Raw genomic sequence first — 16,639 nt, forward strand, 5'->3', positions numbered from 1 at the left:
GAGAGATCACCTTGGTAGAGTACGTAGTTTCCCTCGATAAGCTCGGCGTCCATGATGTAGAGCATGTGGGGGGCAAGAACGCATCCCTGGGCGAGATGATCAGTAACCTTGCAGGTGCCGGTGTATCGGTGCCCGGTGGCTTTGCCACGACAGCTCAGGCATATCGCGATTTCCTGGAACTGAGCGGTCTGAACGACCAGATCCACGCCGCCCTCGACGCGCTCGATGTCGACGATGTCAACGCCCTGGCCAAAACCGGTGCCCAGATCCGTCAATGGATCATGGAAGCCGAATTCCCCGAGAAGCTCAACGCCGAGATCCGCACCGCGTTCGCCACGCTGTCGGCCGGCAACCCTGACATGGCCGTTGCCGTGCGCTCTTCCGCTACCGCCGAAGACTTGCCGGACGCTTCCTTCGCCGGTCAGCAAGAAACCTTCCTGAACATCCGTGGTGTCGAAAACGTTATTCGCGCCGCCAAAGAGGTGTTCGCTTCCCTCTTCAACGACCGTGCGATTTCCTACCGCGTCCACCAGGGCTTCGACCACAAGCTGGTTGCCCTGTCGGCCGGCGTGCAGCGCATGGTCCGCTCCGAAACCGGCACCGCCGGCGTGATGTTCACCCTCGATACCGAATCGGGTTTCCGTGACGTGGTGTTCATCACCGGCGCTTACGGCCTGGGTGAAACCGTCGTACAAGGCGCGGTGAACCCGGATGAATTCTATGTCCACAAAGGCACGCTGGAAGCCGGTCGTCCGGCTATCCTGCGTCGCAACCTGGGCAGCAAAGCCATCAAGATGATCTACGGCGAAGTGGCCACGGCCGGTAAATCGGTCAAGACCATCGACGTGGACAAGGCTGATCGCGCACGTTTCTGCCTGAGCGACGCCGAAGTCAGCGAGCTGGCCAAGCAAGCGATGATCATCGAAAAGCACTACAAGTGCCCGATGGACATCGAATGGGCCAAAGACGGTGACGACGGCAAGCTCTACATCGTTCAGGCCCGTCCTGAAACCGTGAAGAGCCGCACTTCGGCCAATGTCATGGAACGTTACCTGTTGAAAGAAACCGGCACCGTGCTGGTGGAAGGTCGCGCCATCGGCCAGCGCATCGGCGCCGGCAAGGTGCGGATCATCAAGGACGTGTCCGAGATGGACAAAGTCCAGCCGGGCGACGTTCTGGTTTCCGACATGACCGACCCGGACTGGGAACCGGTCATGAAGCGCGCCAGCGCCATCGTCACCAATCGTGGCGGCCGTACCTGCCACGCGGCGATCATCGCTCGCGAGCTGGGTATCCCGGCCGTGGTCGGTTGCGGCAACGCCACTCAGCTGTTGAAAGACGGCCAGGGTGTGACCGTTTCTTGCGCTGAAGGCGACACCGGTTACATCTTCGAAGGCGAACTGGGCTTCGACATCAAGAAAAACTCCGTGGATGCCATGCCGGATCTGCCGTTCAAGATCATGATGAACGTCGGCAACCCGGACCGCGCCTTCGACTTCGCGCAACTGCCGAACGCCGGTGTGGGCCTGGCCCGTCTGGAATTCATCATCAACCGCATGATCGGTGTGCACCCGAAAGCGCTGTTGAACTACGACGGCTTGCCGCAAGAAATCAAGGACAGCGTCGACAAGCGCATCGCCGGTTACAACGACCCGGTCGGCTTCTATGTCGAGAAACTGGTCGAGGGCATCAGTACCCTGGCTGCAGCGTTCTGGCCGAAAAAGGTCATCGTGCGTCTGTCGGACTTCAAGTCCAACGAATACGCGAACCTGATCGGCGGCAAACTCTACGAGCCGGAAGAAGAGAACCCGATGCTGGGCTTCCGTGGTGCTTCGCGTTACATCAGCGAATCGTTCCGTGACTGCTTCGAGCTCGAGTGCCGCGCCCTCAAGCGCGTGCGCAACGAGATGGGCCTGACCAACGTCGAAATCATGGTGCCGTTCGTTCGGACCCTGGGCGAAGCGAGCCAGGTGGTCGATCTGCTGGCCGAAAACGGTCTGGCCCGTGGCGAAAACGGTCTGCGCGTGATCATGATGTGCGAACTGCCGTCCAACGCGATCCTGGCTGAAGAGTTCCTCGAGTTCTTCGATGGCTTCTCCATCGGCTCCAACGACCTGACTCAGCTGACACTGGGCCTGGACCGTGACTCCGGAATCATCGCGCACCTGTTCGACGAGCGTAATCCTGCGGTCAAGAAGCTGCTGGCCAATGCTATTCAGGCCTGCAACAAGGCTGGCAAATACATCGGCATCTGCGGTCAGGGGCCTTCGGACCACCCGGATCTGGCCAAGTGGCTGATGGAGCAGGGCATTGAAAGCGTTTCGCTGAACCCCGATTCCGTACTGGAAACCTGGTTCTTCCTGGCTGAAGGTCAGGCTTCGGTCTGATTCGTGAATGAAGCCTCGGTCCAGTGTTAGTGTGGGTCGAGGCTTTAAGACTCAAGTAGGGCGGGCTCCATCTGGATGCCGCCCTTTTTTGTGCAAGAGCATTATGCAAAGCAGCAGCAACCTATTTCCTGTCGCCCTGATCAGCGCCGAACGGCGCGGTGATTTGAGCGAAGACGTCTATCGTTTGAAACCCGGCAACAGCCCCGACGGCACCGTCGAACTGGCTGTGACACGCCTGGGGCTGGCCGATGAGCCGGCGGTGCGTGGCGTGCCGGTGATTCTGTTGCACGGCAGCTTTTCCAATCGACGATTCTGGTTCTCTCCCAAAGGTCTGGGGTTGGGGGCTTATCTGACGCGTCTGGGGTTCGATGTGTGGATTCCGGAAATGCGCGGTCATGGGCTTTCTCAGCGCAATCAGGATTATCGTAAAAACCGCGTCGCCGACTACGCGCGTTACGATTTGCCGGCCATTGGCGCGTTCGTGCGCGAACAAAGCGGCCAGGTCCCACACTGGATCGGTCACTCGCTGGGTGGTATTACGCTGGCGGCGGCGCTGGGTGGGGAATACATCGGCGAGCCTGTCGTCGCGTCTGCGGCGTTTTTTGGCACTCAGGTCAGCCGCACCTACTGGCCGTTGAAGTTTCCGCCGGTGGAGTGGAGCGGGCGCTTCATTCTCAAGCGCTTTGCCCAACTGTCAGGTTCACGGCTCAAGCGCGGCCCGGAGGACGAGCCAATTGGCCTGGCCCTGGAAAGCATGCGCTGGTACGGGCTGTTCGGCCGTTTTGGCGATGCCGACAAGGACTGGTGGGCAGGTTTGGCCGAGGTTCAGTTGCCAGTGCTGGCCGTGAGCGCCGCGGGCGATCATCAGGACCCGACTTGGGCCTGCCGCAAGCTGTTCGATCAGGTTGGCTCCGAGCACAAGCAATTCATCACCCTTGGCCGCGAGCAAGGCTTTGGCGATAATTTCGGTCATGTGGAAATGCTTGTCAGCAAGGCTGCGCAGACTGAAGTCTGGCCGTTGGTGGCGCGTTGGCTGGCGGATCAACAGACGCCATTGCTGGGTGGAAAGCCGGATTTGGCCGCGGCAGTTTGAGCCTGATGCTCTAACAAGGGCATTTCGCTCGGAACGGCTTGCGGCTAAGATATGACGCATTAAGCGGTTCTGGTCACTTTTGGTGATTGACTCGATCGGCGCGTTTGCAGCCGTTCAGCCTTGGCCCGCGTATGCTGCCTATTCGATTGTCTTCCTTCTTACAGGAGTTTCTCGATGAACCATTACATCACGCCTGATCTGTGCGACGCCTACCCGGAGCTGGTGCAGGTGCTGGAACCGATGTTCAGCAATTTCGGTGGCCGTGATTCTTTCGGTGGCGAAATCGTGACCATTAAATGTTTCGAAGATAATTCGCTGGTCAAGGAGCAAGTCGCGCTCAAGGGTAACGGTAAAGTGCTGGTTGTCGACGGTGGCGGTTCCCTGCGCCGCGCGCTGTTGGGCGACCTGCTGGCCGAGAAAGCCGCCAATAACGGGTGGGAAGGGCTGGTGATCTACGGTTGCATCCGTGACGTCGACGTCATCGCGCAAACTGATCTGGGGGTTCAGGCCCTGGCCAGTCACCCGATGAAAACCGACCGGCGCGGTGTTGGTGAGCTCAATATTGCCGTGACCTTCGCGGGTGTGACCTTCCACCCGGGTCACTATGTTTATGCGGACAACAACGGCGTGATCATTTCGCCAAGCCCGCTGAAGATGCCTGAATAAAGCGCGTTTCAATAAAGGGGTGAGGATGTTCGAGGAAGAAAACGCGCAGTGGGGGCTGGTGCATGCCCTCGTGCTGGACGGTAAAGGCGGTGCGCGTTCGATAGCCCGGACTGAACTCGATGACTTGCAGTTGCAGGCCCATGAAAGCCTGTGGTTGCACTGGGATCGTAGTCATCCGCAAACCCAGACCTGGCTGCGTAAATACAGTGGTCTGAGTGAATTTAGTTGCGACTTGTTGCTGGAAGAGAACACCCGGCCGCGCCTTTTGCCGCTGCCGGACTCCGAGCTGTTGCTGTTTCTGCGCGGGATCAACCTCAATCCAGGTGCCGAGCCGGAAGACATGGTCTCTGTGCGGATCTTCGGTTCGGCCCAGCGGGTGATCTCCCTGCGTCTGCGGCCGTTACGCGCCACCGATGAGTTGCTGGTGCAACTGGCCGAAGGAAAAGGGCCGAGAACCGCTTCCGAACTGATCCTTTATATGGCGCAATACCTCACTAACAAAGTGCAGGATCTGGTCGGCTGCCTCTCGGAAATCGTCGATGAGGAAGAAGAAAAGCTGGATACCGACGAACGGTATACACCGGAGCATGGGGCTGTTTTGCAGATCCGTCGCAGGGCGGCCGCACTGAAACGTTTTCTGGCACCGCAGCGGGATATTTTCGGTCAGCTGACGCGGATAAAACTGCCATGGTTCGTCGAAGACGATGGCGATTACTGGAACGAATTGAACAACAGCCTGACCCGTTATCTCGAGGAGCTGGAATTGACCCGGGAGCGCGTGGGGCTGGTCCTGGAGGCCGAAGACCGGCGTCTGAGCGTGCGTATGAATCGCACGATGTACCGCTTCGGGATCATCACCGGAATCTTTTTGCCGATGAGTTTTCTGACCGGTCTTTTGGGTATCAATGTTGGCGGTATTCCGTTCTCCACCAGCCCTTATGGCTTCCTGATCGCCTGCTTGCTGGCAGGCTCGGTAGCGCTGGGGCAGTGGTGGTTATTCCGACGTTTGCGCTGGTTCTGATGATGAGTCATGTGACCCGACCAAATTTAACCGCGTCTTTCACAGATATTACGAGAGGTGCGTATGCACGATCCGTTTGAACAGTCTTTGCGTGACATGCTCAAAGCTTCGCCGTCCAGCCGTGACGACGATGCCTGCCTGGGCCGCGTGCTGAAAACCGCCAACCGCCAGGTCGGTGCCGGCGATCTGTTCAGCCTGCTGGGCCGCTGGTTGCCCGCGCTGATGATCGCCCTGAATAACGGATCGGCCCATATCTCGCCGGTTTCCCGTCTTCGTAAACCTACCGCTCGCACTGCTGATAAGGCTGATTGAATATGGAACTTGATCTCTGGACTCAGAGCCTCGTCACTGCAATGACTGCGTTATGGACCAAGGTTGCAAACTTCATTCCGAACCTGTTTGGCGCACTGGTTGTGCTGCTGCTGGGTTTTGTCGTGGCCAAACTGCTGGACACGCTGCTCTCCAAATTGCTTGCCAAACTGGGCCTCGATCGCTTGATGGGCGGCACCGGGCTGACCAAGTTGCTGTCCCGCGCCGGCCTTCAGGTGCCTATCTCGACATTGATCGGCAAGATCGTTTATTGGTTCGTTCTGCTGATTTTTCTGGTTTCTGCCGCAGAATCCCTTGGACTTGAGCGAGTTTCGGCTACGCTGGACATGTTGGCGCTGTATTTGCCGAAAGTATTTGGCGCTGCGCTGGTGCTGCTGGTAGGTGTCTTGCTGGCGCAACTGGCCAATGGGCTGGTGCGTGGCGCGGCAGAAGGTGTAGGGCTTGATTACGCCGCGGGCCTGGGGCGAATTGCCCAGGGCTTGGTGATCATCATCAGTATTTCGGTTGCGATCAGCCAGTTGGAGGTCAAGACTGACCTGCTAAACCATGTGATCGTGATCGTCCTGATTACCGTTGGTCTGGCGGTTGCGTTGGCCATGGGGTTGGGAAGCCGGGAAATTGCCGGGCAGATTCTTGCGGGAATCTATGTGCGTGAGTTGTATCAGGTTGGGCAACAAGTGCGAGTTGGCGAGGTCGAAGGTCAGATCGAAGAGATCGGCACGGTTAAAACCACCGTGCTGACCGACGAGGGTGAGCTAGTCTCTCTCTCGAATCGGATTCTCTTGGAGCAGCATGTGAGTAGCCGCTAACCCGGCAAATCCTGCTAATGTATGCCGCCGCAAAAATGCCCTGAAGGGCTGCGGCGGACATTGACCTGACTGTCGGCCAGACTTGTTTTGAATAAAGCTCAATCGCTCTCCACGCGCTACGACCCCCGCGAGCTCTCTGATGAGGAGTTGGTCGCGCGCTCGCATACCGAGCTGTTTCACGTAACACGCGCTTATGAAGAACTGATGCGGCGTTACCAGCGAACATTATTTAACGTTTGTGCACGGTATCTTGGGAACGATCGTGATGCAGACGATGTCTGTCAGGAAGTGATGTTGAAGGTGCTGTACGGCCTGAAGAACTTCGAGGGGAAATCGAAGTTCAAGACATGGCTATATAGCATCACGTACAACGAGTGCATCACGCAGTATCGGAAGGAACGGCGAAAGCGTCGCTTGATGGACGCTTTGAGTCTGGACCCCCTCGAGGAAGCGTCTGAAGAAAAGACGCCGAAACCCGAGGAGAAGGGCGGGCTTGATCGCTGGCTGGTGTATGTGAACCCGATCGACCGTGAAATTCTGGTGCTACGATTTGTCGCAGAGCTGGAATTTCAGGAGATCGCAGACATAATGCACATGGGTTTGAGTGCAACAAAAATGCGTTACAAACGCGCTCTAGACAAATTGCGTGAGAAATTTGCAGGCATTGCTGAAACTTAGTTCGGCGCAAATATCTCTTACGTGTAGGCAAGTTCTGATAGACTTGCCGCCGAGTTGTCCCCCGGTTTGCGGGACTGCTTCACAATCACCAGATGGGGATTTAACGGATGAAACTGAAAAACACCTTGGGCTTGGCCATTGGTTCTCTTATTGCTGCCACTTCGTTCGGCGCTCTGGCACAAGGCCAAGGCGCAGTTGAAATCGAAGGCTTCGCTAAGAAAGAACAATTCGACAGCGCTCGTAACTTCAAGAACAACGGCAACCTGTTCGGCGGTTCGATCGGTTACTTCCTGACCGACGACGTTGAACTGCGTCTGGCCTATGACGAAGTGCACAACGCACGTGCCGAAGACGGCCGTAACATCAAGGGCTCCAACACTGCTCTGGATGCTCTGTACCACTTCAACAACCCGGGCGACATGCTGCGTCCGTACGTATCGGCTGGCTTCTCCGACCAGAGCATCGGTCAGAACGGCTCCGGTGGTCGTAACGGTTCCACCTTCGCCAACGTTGGCGGCGGTGCCAAGCTGTACTTCACCGACAACTTCTACGCCCGTGCCGGCGTTGAAGCTCAGTACAACATCGACCAGGGCGACACCGAGTGGGCTCCTAGCGTTGGTATCGGTGTGAACTTCGGTGGCGGCTCCAAGCCTGCTGCTGCTCCAGTTCCAGCACCAGCTGAAGTCTGCGCCGACAGCGACAACGATGGCGTTTGCGACAACGTTGACAAGTGCCCGGACACCCCAGCCAACGTAACTGTTGACGCTGATGGCTGCCCAGCAGTTGCTGAAGTTGTTCGTGTTGAGCTGGACGTGAAATTCGACTTCGACAAGTCGGTAGTCAAGCCTAACAGCTACGGCGACATCAAAAACCTGGCTGACTTCATGAAGCAGTACCCATCCACCACTACTACTGTTGAAGGTCACACTGACTCCGTCGGTCCTGACGCTTACAACCAGAAACTGTCCGAGCGTCGTGCAAACGCTGTTAAGCAAGTTCTGACCAACCAGTACGGTGTTGAATCGTCCCGCGTTCAGTCTGTTGGCTACGGCGAATCCCGCCCAGTTGCTGACAACAAAACTGACGCTGGTCGCGCTGTAAACCGTCGCGTAGAAGCGCAGGTTGAAGCTAGCGCTAAGTAATTAGCTCGCAGCTCAGGAAAAGCCCGGCTTAGGCCGGGCTTTTCTTTGTCTGCGATTTGGGTTTCAGAGTTGGTTGTGCGCGGCTTCTAAAAGATCGCAGCCTGCGGCAGCTCCTACATGGATTTGGCATTTATCTCTGTAGGAGTTTCCGCAGGCTGCGATCTGTTAATCCCTACAAGGATGAACACCGAGCCAGTGCAGGAACTGCCGCAGGCTGCGATCTTTTGATTTCATCGCAGGCCGCCACAGCACCGATCACCAGAATCGCCGGGCTTTTGAGCTGGAAGTCGCAGGCATCGTCTTCCATGGCTGCCAAGTCGCTGCGACATTCCCGTTGGTGCGGCAGGGAAGCATTTTCGATCATCGCCACAGGCGTATCGGCAGCCATTCCGCCGGCCAGCAGTTGCTCGCGAATTTCACTGAGCTTTGCCACGCCCATGTAGATCACCAGTGTGGTGCCTCCTTGAGCCAGGGCCTGCCAGTTCAGGCTGCTGTTATCCTGAGTGTGCGCCGTGACCAGTGTCACACCACGCGCGACACCTCTCAGCGTCAGCGGAATATCGCATTGGGTCGCACCGGCAAGACCCGCGGTGATGCCATTGACCAGCTCAACCTCGACGCCACGCTCACGTAGCCACTGCGCTTCTTCACCGCCGCGGCCGAAGATGCACGGATCGCCACCCTTGAGCCGCACCACGCATTTGCCGTGGCGGGTATAACGCAACATCAGACGATGAATGAAGGCTTGAGGCGTGGAGCGACAACCACCGCGCTTGCCCACAGGAATAATTCGAGCAGTCGGGCAATGCTCCAGCACCGCGTCATTGACCAGATCGTCGATCAACACCACGTCCGCTTCGCGCAACGCTCGAACCGCCTTGAGGGTCAGCAATTCAGGGTCGCCAGGACCCGCACCCACCAGCCAGACTTTTGCGCTCATAGTGTTTTCCTCACGAGATGACGGCGACTGGCTGCGCAGTGGCGGCCAGCAAACGCTTGATTTCCGGGACGCAGGAGCCGCATTGCGTGCCACAACCCAATTCTTGTTTCAAACCCTGCAAATCCAGACCACGGCTGATGCCAGCACAGACCGCGTTCTGGCTGACGTTCATGCAGTTGCACAGGGTTTTGGTACCCGATGCCGGACCGCCAGCGCTGCCCGGTGGCGCACTCAAAGGCGCCAGCAGCCAACGGCGTAGTTGTTCGTCGGCGCGACCTTCGAGCCACAGGCTTTGCAGCCAGTGTTGAGCGAGGGTTTCACCGGCCAGGCGAATCGCGGTGATCCGACCGTTCTCGATCCGTACCCGCTTGCCGATCGAGCGCTGAGGATCGTCGTAGGCCAATACCGGGCCTTCGTTGAGCCCCAGGCATTGATCGATATCACGCAACAGCTGCGACTCTGGCGCGGTGGCGCTGGCGGCGCGTATCAGCAGTGCAGGGCGCTCACGGCCGGTAAGGCTGAGGCTTGCGTAGGAAAACGCCTCGCAGAGAGGTCGTAGCGTCTCCAAGTGCTGTTGAACATCGCCCTCTATCAGAGCGAAAAGCTGCCAAGGCAATTGCACTGGCTCGAGTCGTACGCCGCTGTGTTTGAGTTCCGGTTGCTTCGACAACGGGTCGAAGGCGGGAAGGGTGAGGGTATTCACACCGCCCTTGAGAAAGCGGTCGCCCCAGTGCATCGGCAGAAACGCCTGGCCCGGACGTACGCTGTCATCGCTGCTGACCGGCACGATCACCGAGCCCCGGCGACTTTTCAGATTGATCAAATCGCCCGGTTGCAGGCGATGCCGGCGCAGTTCATCCGGGTGCAGGCTCAACATGGCTTCGCTGACATGGCCAAACAGCTGCGCGGCGGTGCCGGTGCGGCTCATGCCGTGCCATTGATCGCGCAGGCGGCCGGTAATCAGGGTCAGCGGGAAGCGCGCGTCGCGTTGCTCCTTGGCGGCGCGATACGGGTCGGTGACGAACTGTGCACGCCCGCTGGCGGTCGGGAAAACTCCGTCGAGGTACAGCCGCGCCGTGCCTTCGCGGGCACCGGCGGGGAAGGGCCATTGCTGCGGACCGAGCTGGTCGATCAATTCATGACTGATCCCGGACAGGTCGAGGTCGCGGCCGCGAGTCAGGTGTTTGTATTCGTCGAAGACCTGCGCCGGGGTTTCAAAGGCAAACAGACTGGTTGCTCCAGGGCGCAGATGTTTTTCCAGGCGCTGTGCGAAATCCACGGTGATCGCCCAGTCGGGCCGTGCTTCACCGGGTGCGCCGATGGCCTGACGGACGTGGGAAATGCGCCGTTCGGAGTTGGTGACCGTGCCGTCCTTTTCACCCCAACTGGCGGCGGGCAACAGCAGGTCGGCGAACGCGGCGGTTTCGGTGGTGCGAAAGGCTTCCTGCAACACCACGAACGGGCAGGCTTGCAGTGCCGCGCGTACAGCGGTTTGATCCGGCAGCGATTGGGCAGGGTTGGTGCAGGCGATCCACAGGGCTTTGATCTTGCCGCTGCGCATCTGCTCGAACAGTTCGATGGCCGTCAGCCCGGTGTTCGCGGGCAGTTGATCAACGCCCCAGTAGTCGGCCACTTGTGCGCGGTGTTCGGCATTGGCCGCTTCGCGATGGCCTGGCAGCAGGTTCGACAAACTGCCGGTTTCCCGGCCGCCCATGGCATTCGGCTGACCCGTCAGCGAGAAAGGTCCTGCACCGGGCCGGCTGATTTGCCCGGTGGCCAGATGCAGGTTGATCAACGCGCTGTTCTTCGCGCTACCGGCGGTGGACTGATTCAGTCCCATGCACCACAGCGACAGAAAGCTCGGTGAAGTACCCACCCATTCCGCGCATTGATACAGTTGCTCGACGCTGATGCCACAGAGTTGCGAAACCATTGTCGGGGTGTAATCACGCACCAGGTTTTTCAGCTCGGCCAGGCCATCGGTGTGGGCCTTGATGAAGTCGCGGTCGACCCAGTCTTCCCACAGCAACAGGTGCAAAATCCCATGGAACAGGGCGACATCGGTACCGGGCAGGATTGCCAAATGCATGTCAGCCAAATCGCAAGTGTCGGTGCGCCGTGGGTCGATGACGATGACTTTCATCTGTGGGCGGCGGGATTTGGCTTCTTCCAGGCGACGAAAGAGGATCGGATGGGCGTAGGCCATGTTGCTGCCGACGATCATCACGCAGTCGCTCAATTCCAAGTCTTCGTAGTTGCAAGGCGGAGCATCGGCGCCGAGGCTGCGCTTGTAGCCGACCACAGCAGAAGACATGCACAGCCGCGAATTGCTGTCGATGTTGTTGGTGCCCACCAGCGCCCGCGCCAGTTTGTTGAAGGCGTAGTAATCCTCGGTCAGCAATTGCCCGGAGATGTAGAACGCAACGCTGTCCGGGCCATGCTCGGCGATGGTTTCGGCGAAGACGCTGGCGGCGTGATCGAGAGCCGTGTCCCAGTCAGTGCGGCTGCGGGCCAGGCTTTTGCCGAGGCGCAATTCCGGGTACAACGCCCGTGCTGCCAAGTCGCCGGTCAGGTGCAGGGTCGAACCTTTACTGCACAATTTGCCGAAGTTGGCCGGGTGCGCAGGATCGCCGCTGACGCCGAGGATGCGCTCGCCGTCGTGTTCGATCAGCACGCCGCAGCCGACCCCGCAGTAGCAGCAGGTCGATGCGGTGATTTGACGGTCCATCAGCTTGCTTCCCGTAGGGCCAGCAGCACGCGGCCGTTCTCGACCCGTGCCGAATGATGGTGGGCGCAGCCGATATCCGGGGCCTGGGCCTCGCCGGTTTCCAGGTCGATCTGCCAGTTGTGCAGCGGGCAGGCCACTCGTTTGCCGTAGATCAAACCCTGGGACAGCGGGCCGCCCTTGTGCGGGCAGCGATCGTCTAGGGCGAAAACCTCATCGTCGCTCGTACGAAAAATCGCGATGTCGCCTTTCGGGCCCGCGATGATCCGCGAGCCAAGGGTGTTGATCTCTTCCAGTGCGCAGATATCCAGCCAGTTCATACCGACACCTCCAGGTTCTTCACGGGAATGACCTCGAATTCTTTTTTCAGCAGCGGCTGTTCGAGGCGTTCCTTCCAGGGGTCCTGTTCGAACGACAGGGAAAATTGCAGGCGATCGTTCAATGCCTTGCGCCGCTCCGGGTCTTCCAGCACGGCTTTCTTGATGTGTTCCATGCCGACCCGTTGCAGGTAATGCACGGTGCGCTCGAGGTAGAAGGCTTCTTCGCGATACAACTGCAGGAACGCGCCGTTGTATTCGCGCACTTCTTCGGCGGTTTTCAGTTTGACGAAGAACTCCGCGACTTCGGTTTTGATCCCGCCATTGCCACCGATGTACATCTCCCAGCCGGAGTCCACGCCGATAATTCCGACGTCCTTGATCCCCGCTTCCGAGCAGTTGCGTGGGCAACCGGAGACGGCCAGTTTCACTTTGTGCGGCGACCACATGTTGAACAGGTCGTGCTCAAGCTCGATGCCCAGTTGCGTGGAGTTCTGGGTGCCGAAGCGGCAGAACTCGCTGCCGACACAGGTTTTTACCGTGCGGATGGATTTTCCGTAGGCGTGACCGGACGGCATGTCCAGGTCTTTCCAGACGCCTGGCAGGTCCTGCTTTTTGATCCCCAGTAGGTCGATGCGCTGGCCGCCGGTGACCTTGACCATTGGCACGTTGTACTTGTCGGCCACGTCGGCAATGCGCCGCAGCTCTGAAGGATTGGTCACACCGCCCCACATCCGCGGGACTACAGAGTAAGTGCCGTCTTTCTGAATGTTGGCGTGGGCGCGTTCGTTGATCAGGCGCGATTGTGGATCGTCCTTGGCTTCGCCCGGCCAGGTGGAGATCAGGTAGTAGTTGAGCGCCGGACGGCACGTGGCGCAACCGTTCGGGGTACGCCAGTTGAGGTAGCTCATGGTGCCAGCGATGGTCAGCAGGTGCTGGTCGCGGATAGCCTGGCGGATTTGCCCGTGGTTGAGGTCACTGCAACCGCAGATGGCTTTTTCGCTTTTCGGTTTGACGTCCGCCGCGCCACCCACGGTGTTGATCAGGATCTGTTCGACAAGGCCGGCGCAGGAGCCGCAGGAACTGGCGGCCTTGGTGTGTTTCTTCACATCATCGACGCTGAACAGACCGTGTTCCTGGATGGCCTTGACGATGGTGCCTTTGCACACGCCATTGCAGCCGCAGACTTCGGCGGTGTCGGCCATGCTCATGGCTTTGTCCTGGCCCTGGTGTCCTACGTCACCGAGGGCGTTTTCGCCGAACATCAGGTGATCGCGGATCTCGCCGATGCCATGGTTCTCACGAATCTGCCGGAAATACCAACCGCCATCTGCCGTATCGCCGTACAGACAGGCGCCGACCAGCACGTCATCCTTGATCACCAGTTTTTTGTAGACCCCGCCAATCGGGTCGGAGAGGGTGATGGTCTCGGTGCCTTCGCCGCCCATGAAGTCGCCGGCGGAAAACAGGTCGATGCCGGTGACTTTCAATTTGGTCGACGTCACCGAACCCTTGTAGGTGGCGAAACCCAGTTGGGCGAGGTGGTTGGCGCATACCTTGGCCTGTTCGAACAGCGGCGCGACCAGGCCGTAGGCGATACCACGGTGGCTGGCGCACTCGCCGATGGCGTAGACCCGAGGGTCGTAGGTTTGCATGGTGTCATTGACCAGAATCCCGCGGTTGCACGGGATGCCGGATTTTTCCGCGAGTTCGGTATTGGGGCGAATACCGGCGGCCATCACTACCAGATCGGCGGGGATGATGTCGCCGTTCTTGAACTGCACCGAGCCGACCCGGCCATTGCCGGCGTCGTGCAGGGCCTGGGTCTGTTCGCACAGACGGAAATGCAGGCCGCGGGCTTCCAGGGCGGTTTGCAGGAGTTGGCCACTGGTTTTGTCCAGTTGCCGTTCCAGCAGCCATTCGCCGATGTGCACCACGGTGACGTGCATGCCGCGCAGCATCAGGCCATTGGCGGCTTCAAGACCCAGCAGACCGCCGCCGATGACCACGGCGTGCTTGTGGGTCTTGGCGGTGTCGATCATCGCCTGGGTGTCGGCAATATCGCGGTAGCCGATTACGCCCTGCAAAGTATTACCGGGGATCGGCAGGATGAACGGGGTCGAACCGGTGGCAATCAGCAGGCGGTCGTATTCGGCCTCGGTGCCGTCTTCGGCGATGACCCGGCGTTTGACCCGGTCGATCTCCACCACTTTGCGGTTGAGCAGCAGCTTGATGTTGTTTTCCAGGTACCAGTCCAGATCGTTGAGCACGATCTCTTCGAACGTCTGTTCGCCGGCCAGTACAGGCGACAGGAGGATGCGGTTGTAGTTGGTATGGGGTTCGGCGCCGAAGACCGTGATGTCGTACAGCTCATTACTCAGCTTGAGCAGTTCTTCCAGGGTACGAACCCCGGCCATGCCGTTGCCGATCATCACTAGTTTTAGTTTTTTCATCAGGTTCTCCGGGGAGCTCGGGCCTGCCTCATCAGGGCATTCAGGCCTTGCTCGACAAAATTTTGCGCAAACAAAAAAAGGCGTCCCGCTAGTTAACTAGCGAGGACGCCTTTGTCCTTGTCCCGTTCTCTCGGGCAGCGCAGCCTTCCACGTTGAAGGTTGGGCTTTATGTATGTTGGGAAAGGTAATGCAGTGGTTGTGCCAAGTCGCACAAATGCCGAATTTATGGACTCTCAGCGTGGGAGGAGGGTGTTTGCATGCACCGGTTCAATGCGCTATGCCCGTTTTTGAAGCAGAAAAGTCAAAAGATCGCAGCCTGCGGTCATTCCTGCAGGAGATCGTGGGCACCCGTAGGGTTGCCACAGGCTGCGATCTTTTGATCTTTTGGGTTCAGTGCAAAACTCAACCGTGAAACAGCAAAAACAGCAGCACCAGATTTACCAGCAACGACACCAGCGCCAACGTCCGCCAGACCTTCAGCGGTTCGCGCTCCAGCAACGGTCTGGGGCGCACGCTCAAACTGCGACGTTCTCCCTGTTCCAGTAGCAACAACCATTCTTCCGCCGTTTCAAAACGCTGATCCGGAGCCACCGCCACCGCGCGCTCCAGACTTTGCGCGATCCATTCCGGCAGGTCGGGCCGGTAGCGACTGGCGCTGACAGGCACACCAAACCGAGGGCGCTGGAACGCTTCGATTTCGCCGTAGGGATAATGCCCGGTCAGCAGGTAATACAAGGTCACGCCGACCGCATACAAATCCTGTTGTGGTGTAGGAGCGTCACCTCGAAAAGCTTCCGGTGCGATATAGCTGGGCGTTCCGGGCAGGGCGCAGGCTTGATCTTCGGACAGCCCGGGGCAGTAGGCGAGGCCGAAATCCAGCAGGCGCAGCTCACCGTCGTCCCCCAGCAGCAGGTTCTCCGGTTTGATATCGCGATGCAGAATCTGTCGTCGATGCAATATGCCGATGGCCCGCAGCAAGCGTTCGGCCAGGTCCAGCCATTGAGCCAATGGCAGCGTTGCGACACGCTCATGCAGCTCAGCCAGGGTCGAGCCGGAATATTCCCGCATCACGTAGTACAAATGCTGACGCTGACTGGCGGCATGGACTTCAGGAAAATGCCGCCCGGCCACACGCTTGAGAAACCATTCCTCCGACAACAACGCCTGCCCGGCCTGATGATCGTCACGGAGCGCACTGGGCAACGTTTTCAGCAGCCAGGGCTGTTGTTGTGCGTCGCGCACCCGGTAGAGCAGCGATTGCTGGCTCTGGCCGAGGATCCCTTCGACCTGCCAGCCTTCGAAAGTCTGGCCCGGCTTCAGTGCGGGCGGGAGTGGCCATTGCTGCAGATGAATCAGTGCATCGCCAATGCTGGTTTCACCGAGGGCATCAACCCGCACCAGCAGGGCGCTGGCGTTGTCCTGACTGCCGGCCAGGTGCGCGGCGCTGACCAGGGTCTGCGCGGCACTGTTCAGGTCAGGCTGATCGCGCAAAATGCCTGCAATGGCGGTGTCACCCAGCACGGCCCAAATGCCGTCGCTGAGCAGCACGAAACTCTCGTTCAGGCGCAGTTCGCCATCGAGAAAGTCCAGCACCAGGTGTTGATCCAGCCCAAGGGCCCGTTTGAGCACATGCTGCATGCCCGGCTGGTCCCAGACGTGATCCTCGCTCACCCGTTGCAGCGTGTCGGCGTGCCAGCGATAAACCCGGCAATCGCCGACATGCGCCAAGGTAAAACGCCGGCCGCGCATCACCAAGGCACTGACCGTGGTCAGCAGCGGTTGCCCGCCGCCGTTAGCCTGCAACCAGCGATTTTGCGCCAGTAGCAGACGGTCCAATGCCTGGGCGACACCCCAGGTTTCCGGGGTGGCGTAGTAGTCCAGCGCCAAGGCCTGCAACGTTGAGCGGGCTGCGAGTCCGCCATCGGCACATTGGCTGACGCCGTCGGCGATGGCGAACAGGTAACCCTTGCTTGCCGCCAGCGCCGGGGCCGGAGTGACCAGGCGCAGAGCGTCCTGGTTCTCCTCGCGGGGGCCGATGGCGCTGTGTTCGGCAAAACTCAGTTGCAGGCTCATTCAAC

At 59.1% G+C, this 16,639-nt stretch carries 13 protein-coding genes; 8 read left to right on the top strand and 5 right to left on the bottom strand.

What is annotated here, in order from left to right; translation table 11 throughout:
- Positions 1-11 precede the first annotated feature (11 nt).
- The 8 genes from ppsA to AB7M29_RS12955 all read left to right on the top strand — a co-directional run bounded on the left by ppsA (position 12) and on the right by AB7M29_RS12955 (position 8,126).
- A complete protein-coding gene (gene ppsA, locus AB7M29_RS12920; protein WP_038979908.1) occupies positions 12-2,387 on the top strand; it encodes a phosphoenolpyruvate synthase in 2,376 nt (791 codons plus the stop codon).
- A 103-nt stretch (positions 2,388-2,490) separates the two neighbouring features.
- Positions 2,491-3,480, top strand: coding sequence for an alpha/beta fold hydrolase (locus tag AB7M29_RS12925; protein ID WP_367372277.1), 990 nt, complete (start codon positions 2,491-2,493; stop codon positions 3,478-3,480).
- A gap of 174 nt (positions 3,481-3,654) precedes the next feature.
- Positions 3,655-4,146 (top strand): ribonuclease E activity regulator RraA, encoded by a 492-nt coding sequence (gene rraA, locus AB7M29_RS12930; protein ID WP_038979910.1) that lies wholly within the window; start codon positions 3,655-3,657, stop codon positions 4,144-4,146.
- A 25-nt stretch (positions 4,147-4,171) separates the two neighbouring features.
- Entirely contained in the window at positions 4,172-5,167 is a 996-nt protein-coding gene (locus AB7M29_RS12935; RefSeq protein ID WP_217858229.1) for a zinc transporter ZntB, read from the top strand.
- Between the two features lie 63 nt (positions 5,168-5,230).
- On the top strand, positions 5,231-5,479 hold the full coding sequence (locus AB7M29_RS12940) for a hypothetical protein (RefSeq protein ID WP_007902080.1): 249 nt from the start codon (positions 5,231-5,233) through the stop codon (positions 5,477-5,479).
- A gap of 2 nt (positions 5,480-5,481) precedes the next feature.
- Positions 5,482-6,306, top strand: coding sequence for a mechanosensitive ion channel family protein (locus tag AB7M29_RS12945; protein WP_007902078.1), 825 nt, complete (start codon positions 5,482-5,484; stop codon positions 6,304-6,306).
- An 87-nt stretch (positions 6,307-6,393) separates the two neighbouring features.
- Positions 6,394-6,984, top strand: coding sequence for an RNA polymerase sigma factor SigX (gene sigX, locus AB7M29_RS12950; RefSeq protein ID WP_032834987.1), 591 nt, complete (start codon positions 6,394-6,396; stop codon positions 6,982-6,984).
- Positions 6,985-7,091: 107 nt separating this feature from the next.
- Positions 7,092-8,126: an OmpA family protein gene (locus AB7M29_RS12955; RefSeq protein WP_217858230.1), complete on the top strand. Its 1,035-nt coding sequence runs from the start codon at positions 7,092-7,094 to the stop codon at positions 8,124-8,126.
- A gap of 172 nt (positions 8,127-8,298) precedes the next feature.
- On the opposite strand, the gene cobA is transcribed toward AB7M29_RS12955, so the two are convergent.
- The 5 genes from cobA to AB7M29_RS12980 all read right to left on the bottom strand — a co-directional run bounded on the left by cobA (position 8,299) and on the right by AB7M29_RS12980 (position 16,634).
- Positions 8,299-9,066 (bottom strand): uroporphyrinogen-III C-methyltransferase, encoded by a 768-nt coding sequence (gene cobA / locus AB7M29_RS12960; protein ID WP_217858231.1) that lies wholly within the window; start codon positions 9,064-9,066, stop codon positions 8,299-8,301.
- A gap of 10 nt (positions 9,067-9,076) precedes the next feature.
- The gene (locus AB7M29_RS12965) at positions 9,077-11,794 is read right to left on the bottom strand and encodes a nitrate reductase (protein WP_454246982.1); all 2,718 of its coding nucleotides are present in this window, start codon (positions 11,792-11,794) and stop codon (positions 9,077-9,079) included.
- Entirely contained in the window at positions 11,794-12,111 is a 318-nt protein-coding gene (gene nirD / locus AB7M29_RS12970) for a nitrite reductase small subunit NirD (protein WP_007902067.1), read from the bottom strand. The genes AB7M29_RS12965 and nirD overlap by 1 nt, the downstream gene beginning before the upstream one ends.
- Positions 12,108-14,561 carry a nitrite reductase large subunit NirB gene (gene nirB / locus AB7M29_RS12975; protein ID WP_052965412.1) on the bottom strand — a complete coding sequence of 818 codons (2,454 nt, stop codon included), beginning with the start codon at positions 14,559-14,561 and terminating at the stop codon, positions 12,108-12,110. The genes nirD and nirB overlap by 4 nt, the downstream gene beginning before the upstream one ends.
- 402 nt (positions 14,562-14,963) lie before the next feature.
- Positions 14,964-16,634, bottom strand: a complete 1,671-nt coding sequence (locus AB7M29_RS12980) for a bifunctional protein-serine/threonine kinase/phosphatase (protein WP_217858233.1) — start codon at positions 16,632-16,634, stop codon at positions 14,964-14,966.
- Positions 16,635-16,639: the final 5 nt, after the last annotated feature.

This window comes from Pseudomonas sp. F-14 TE3623, from assembly GCF_053629015.1.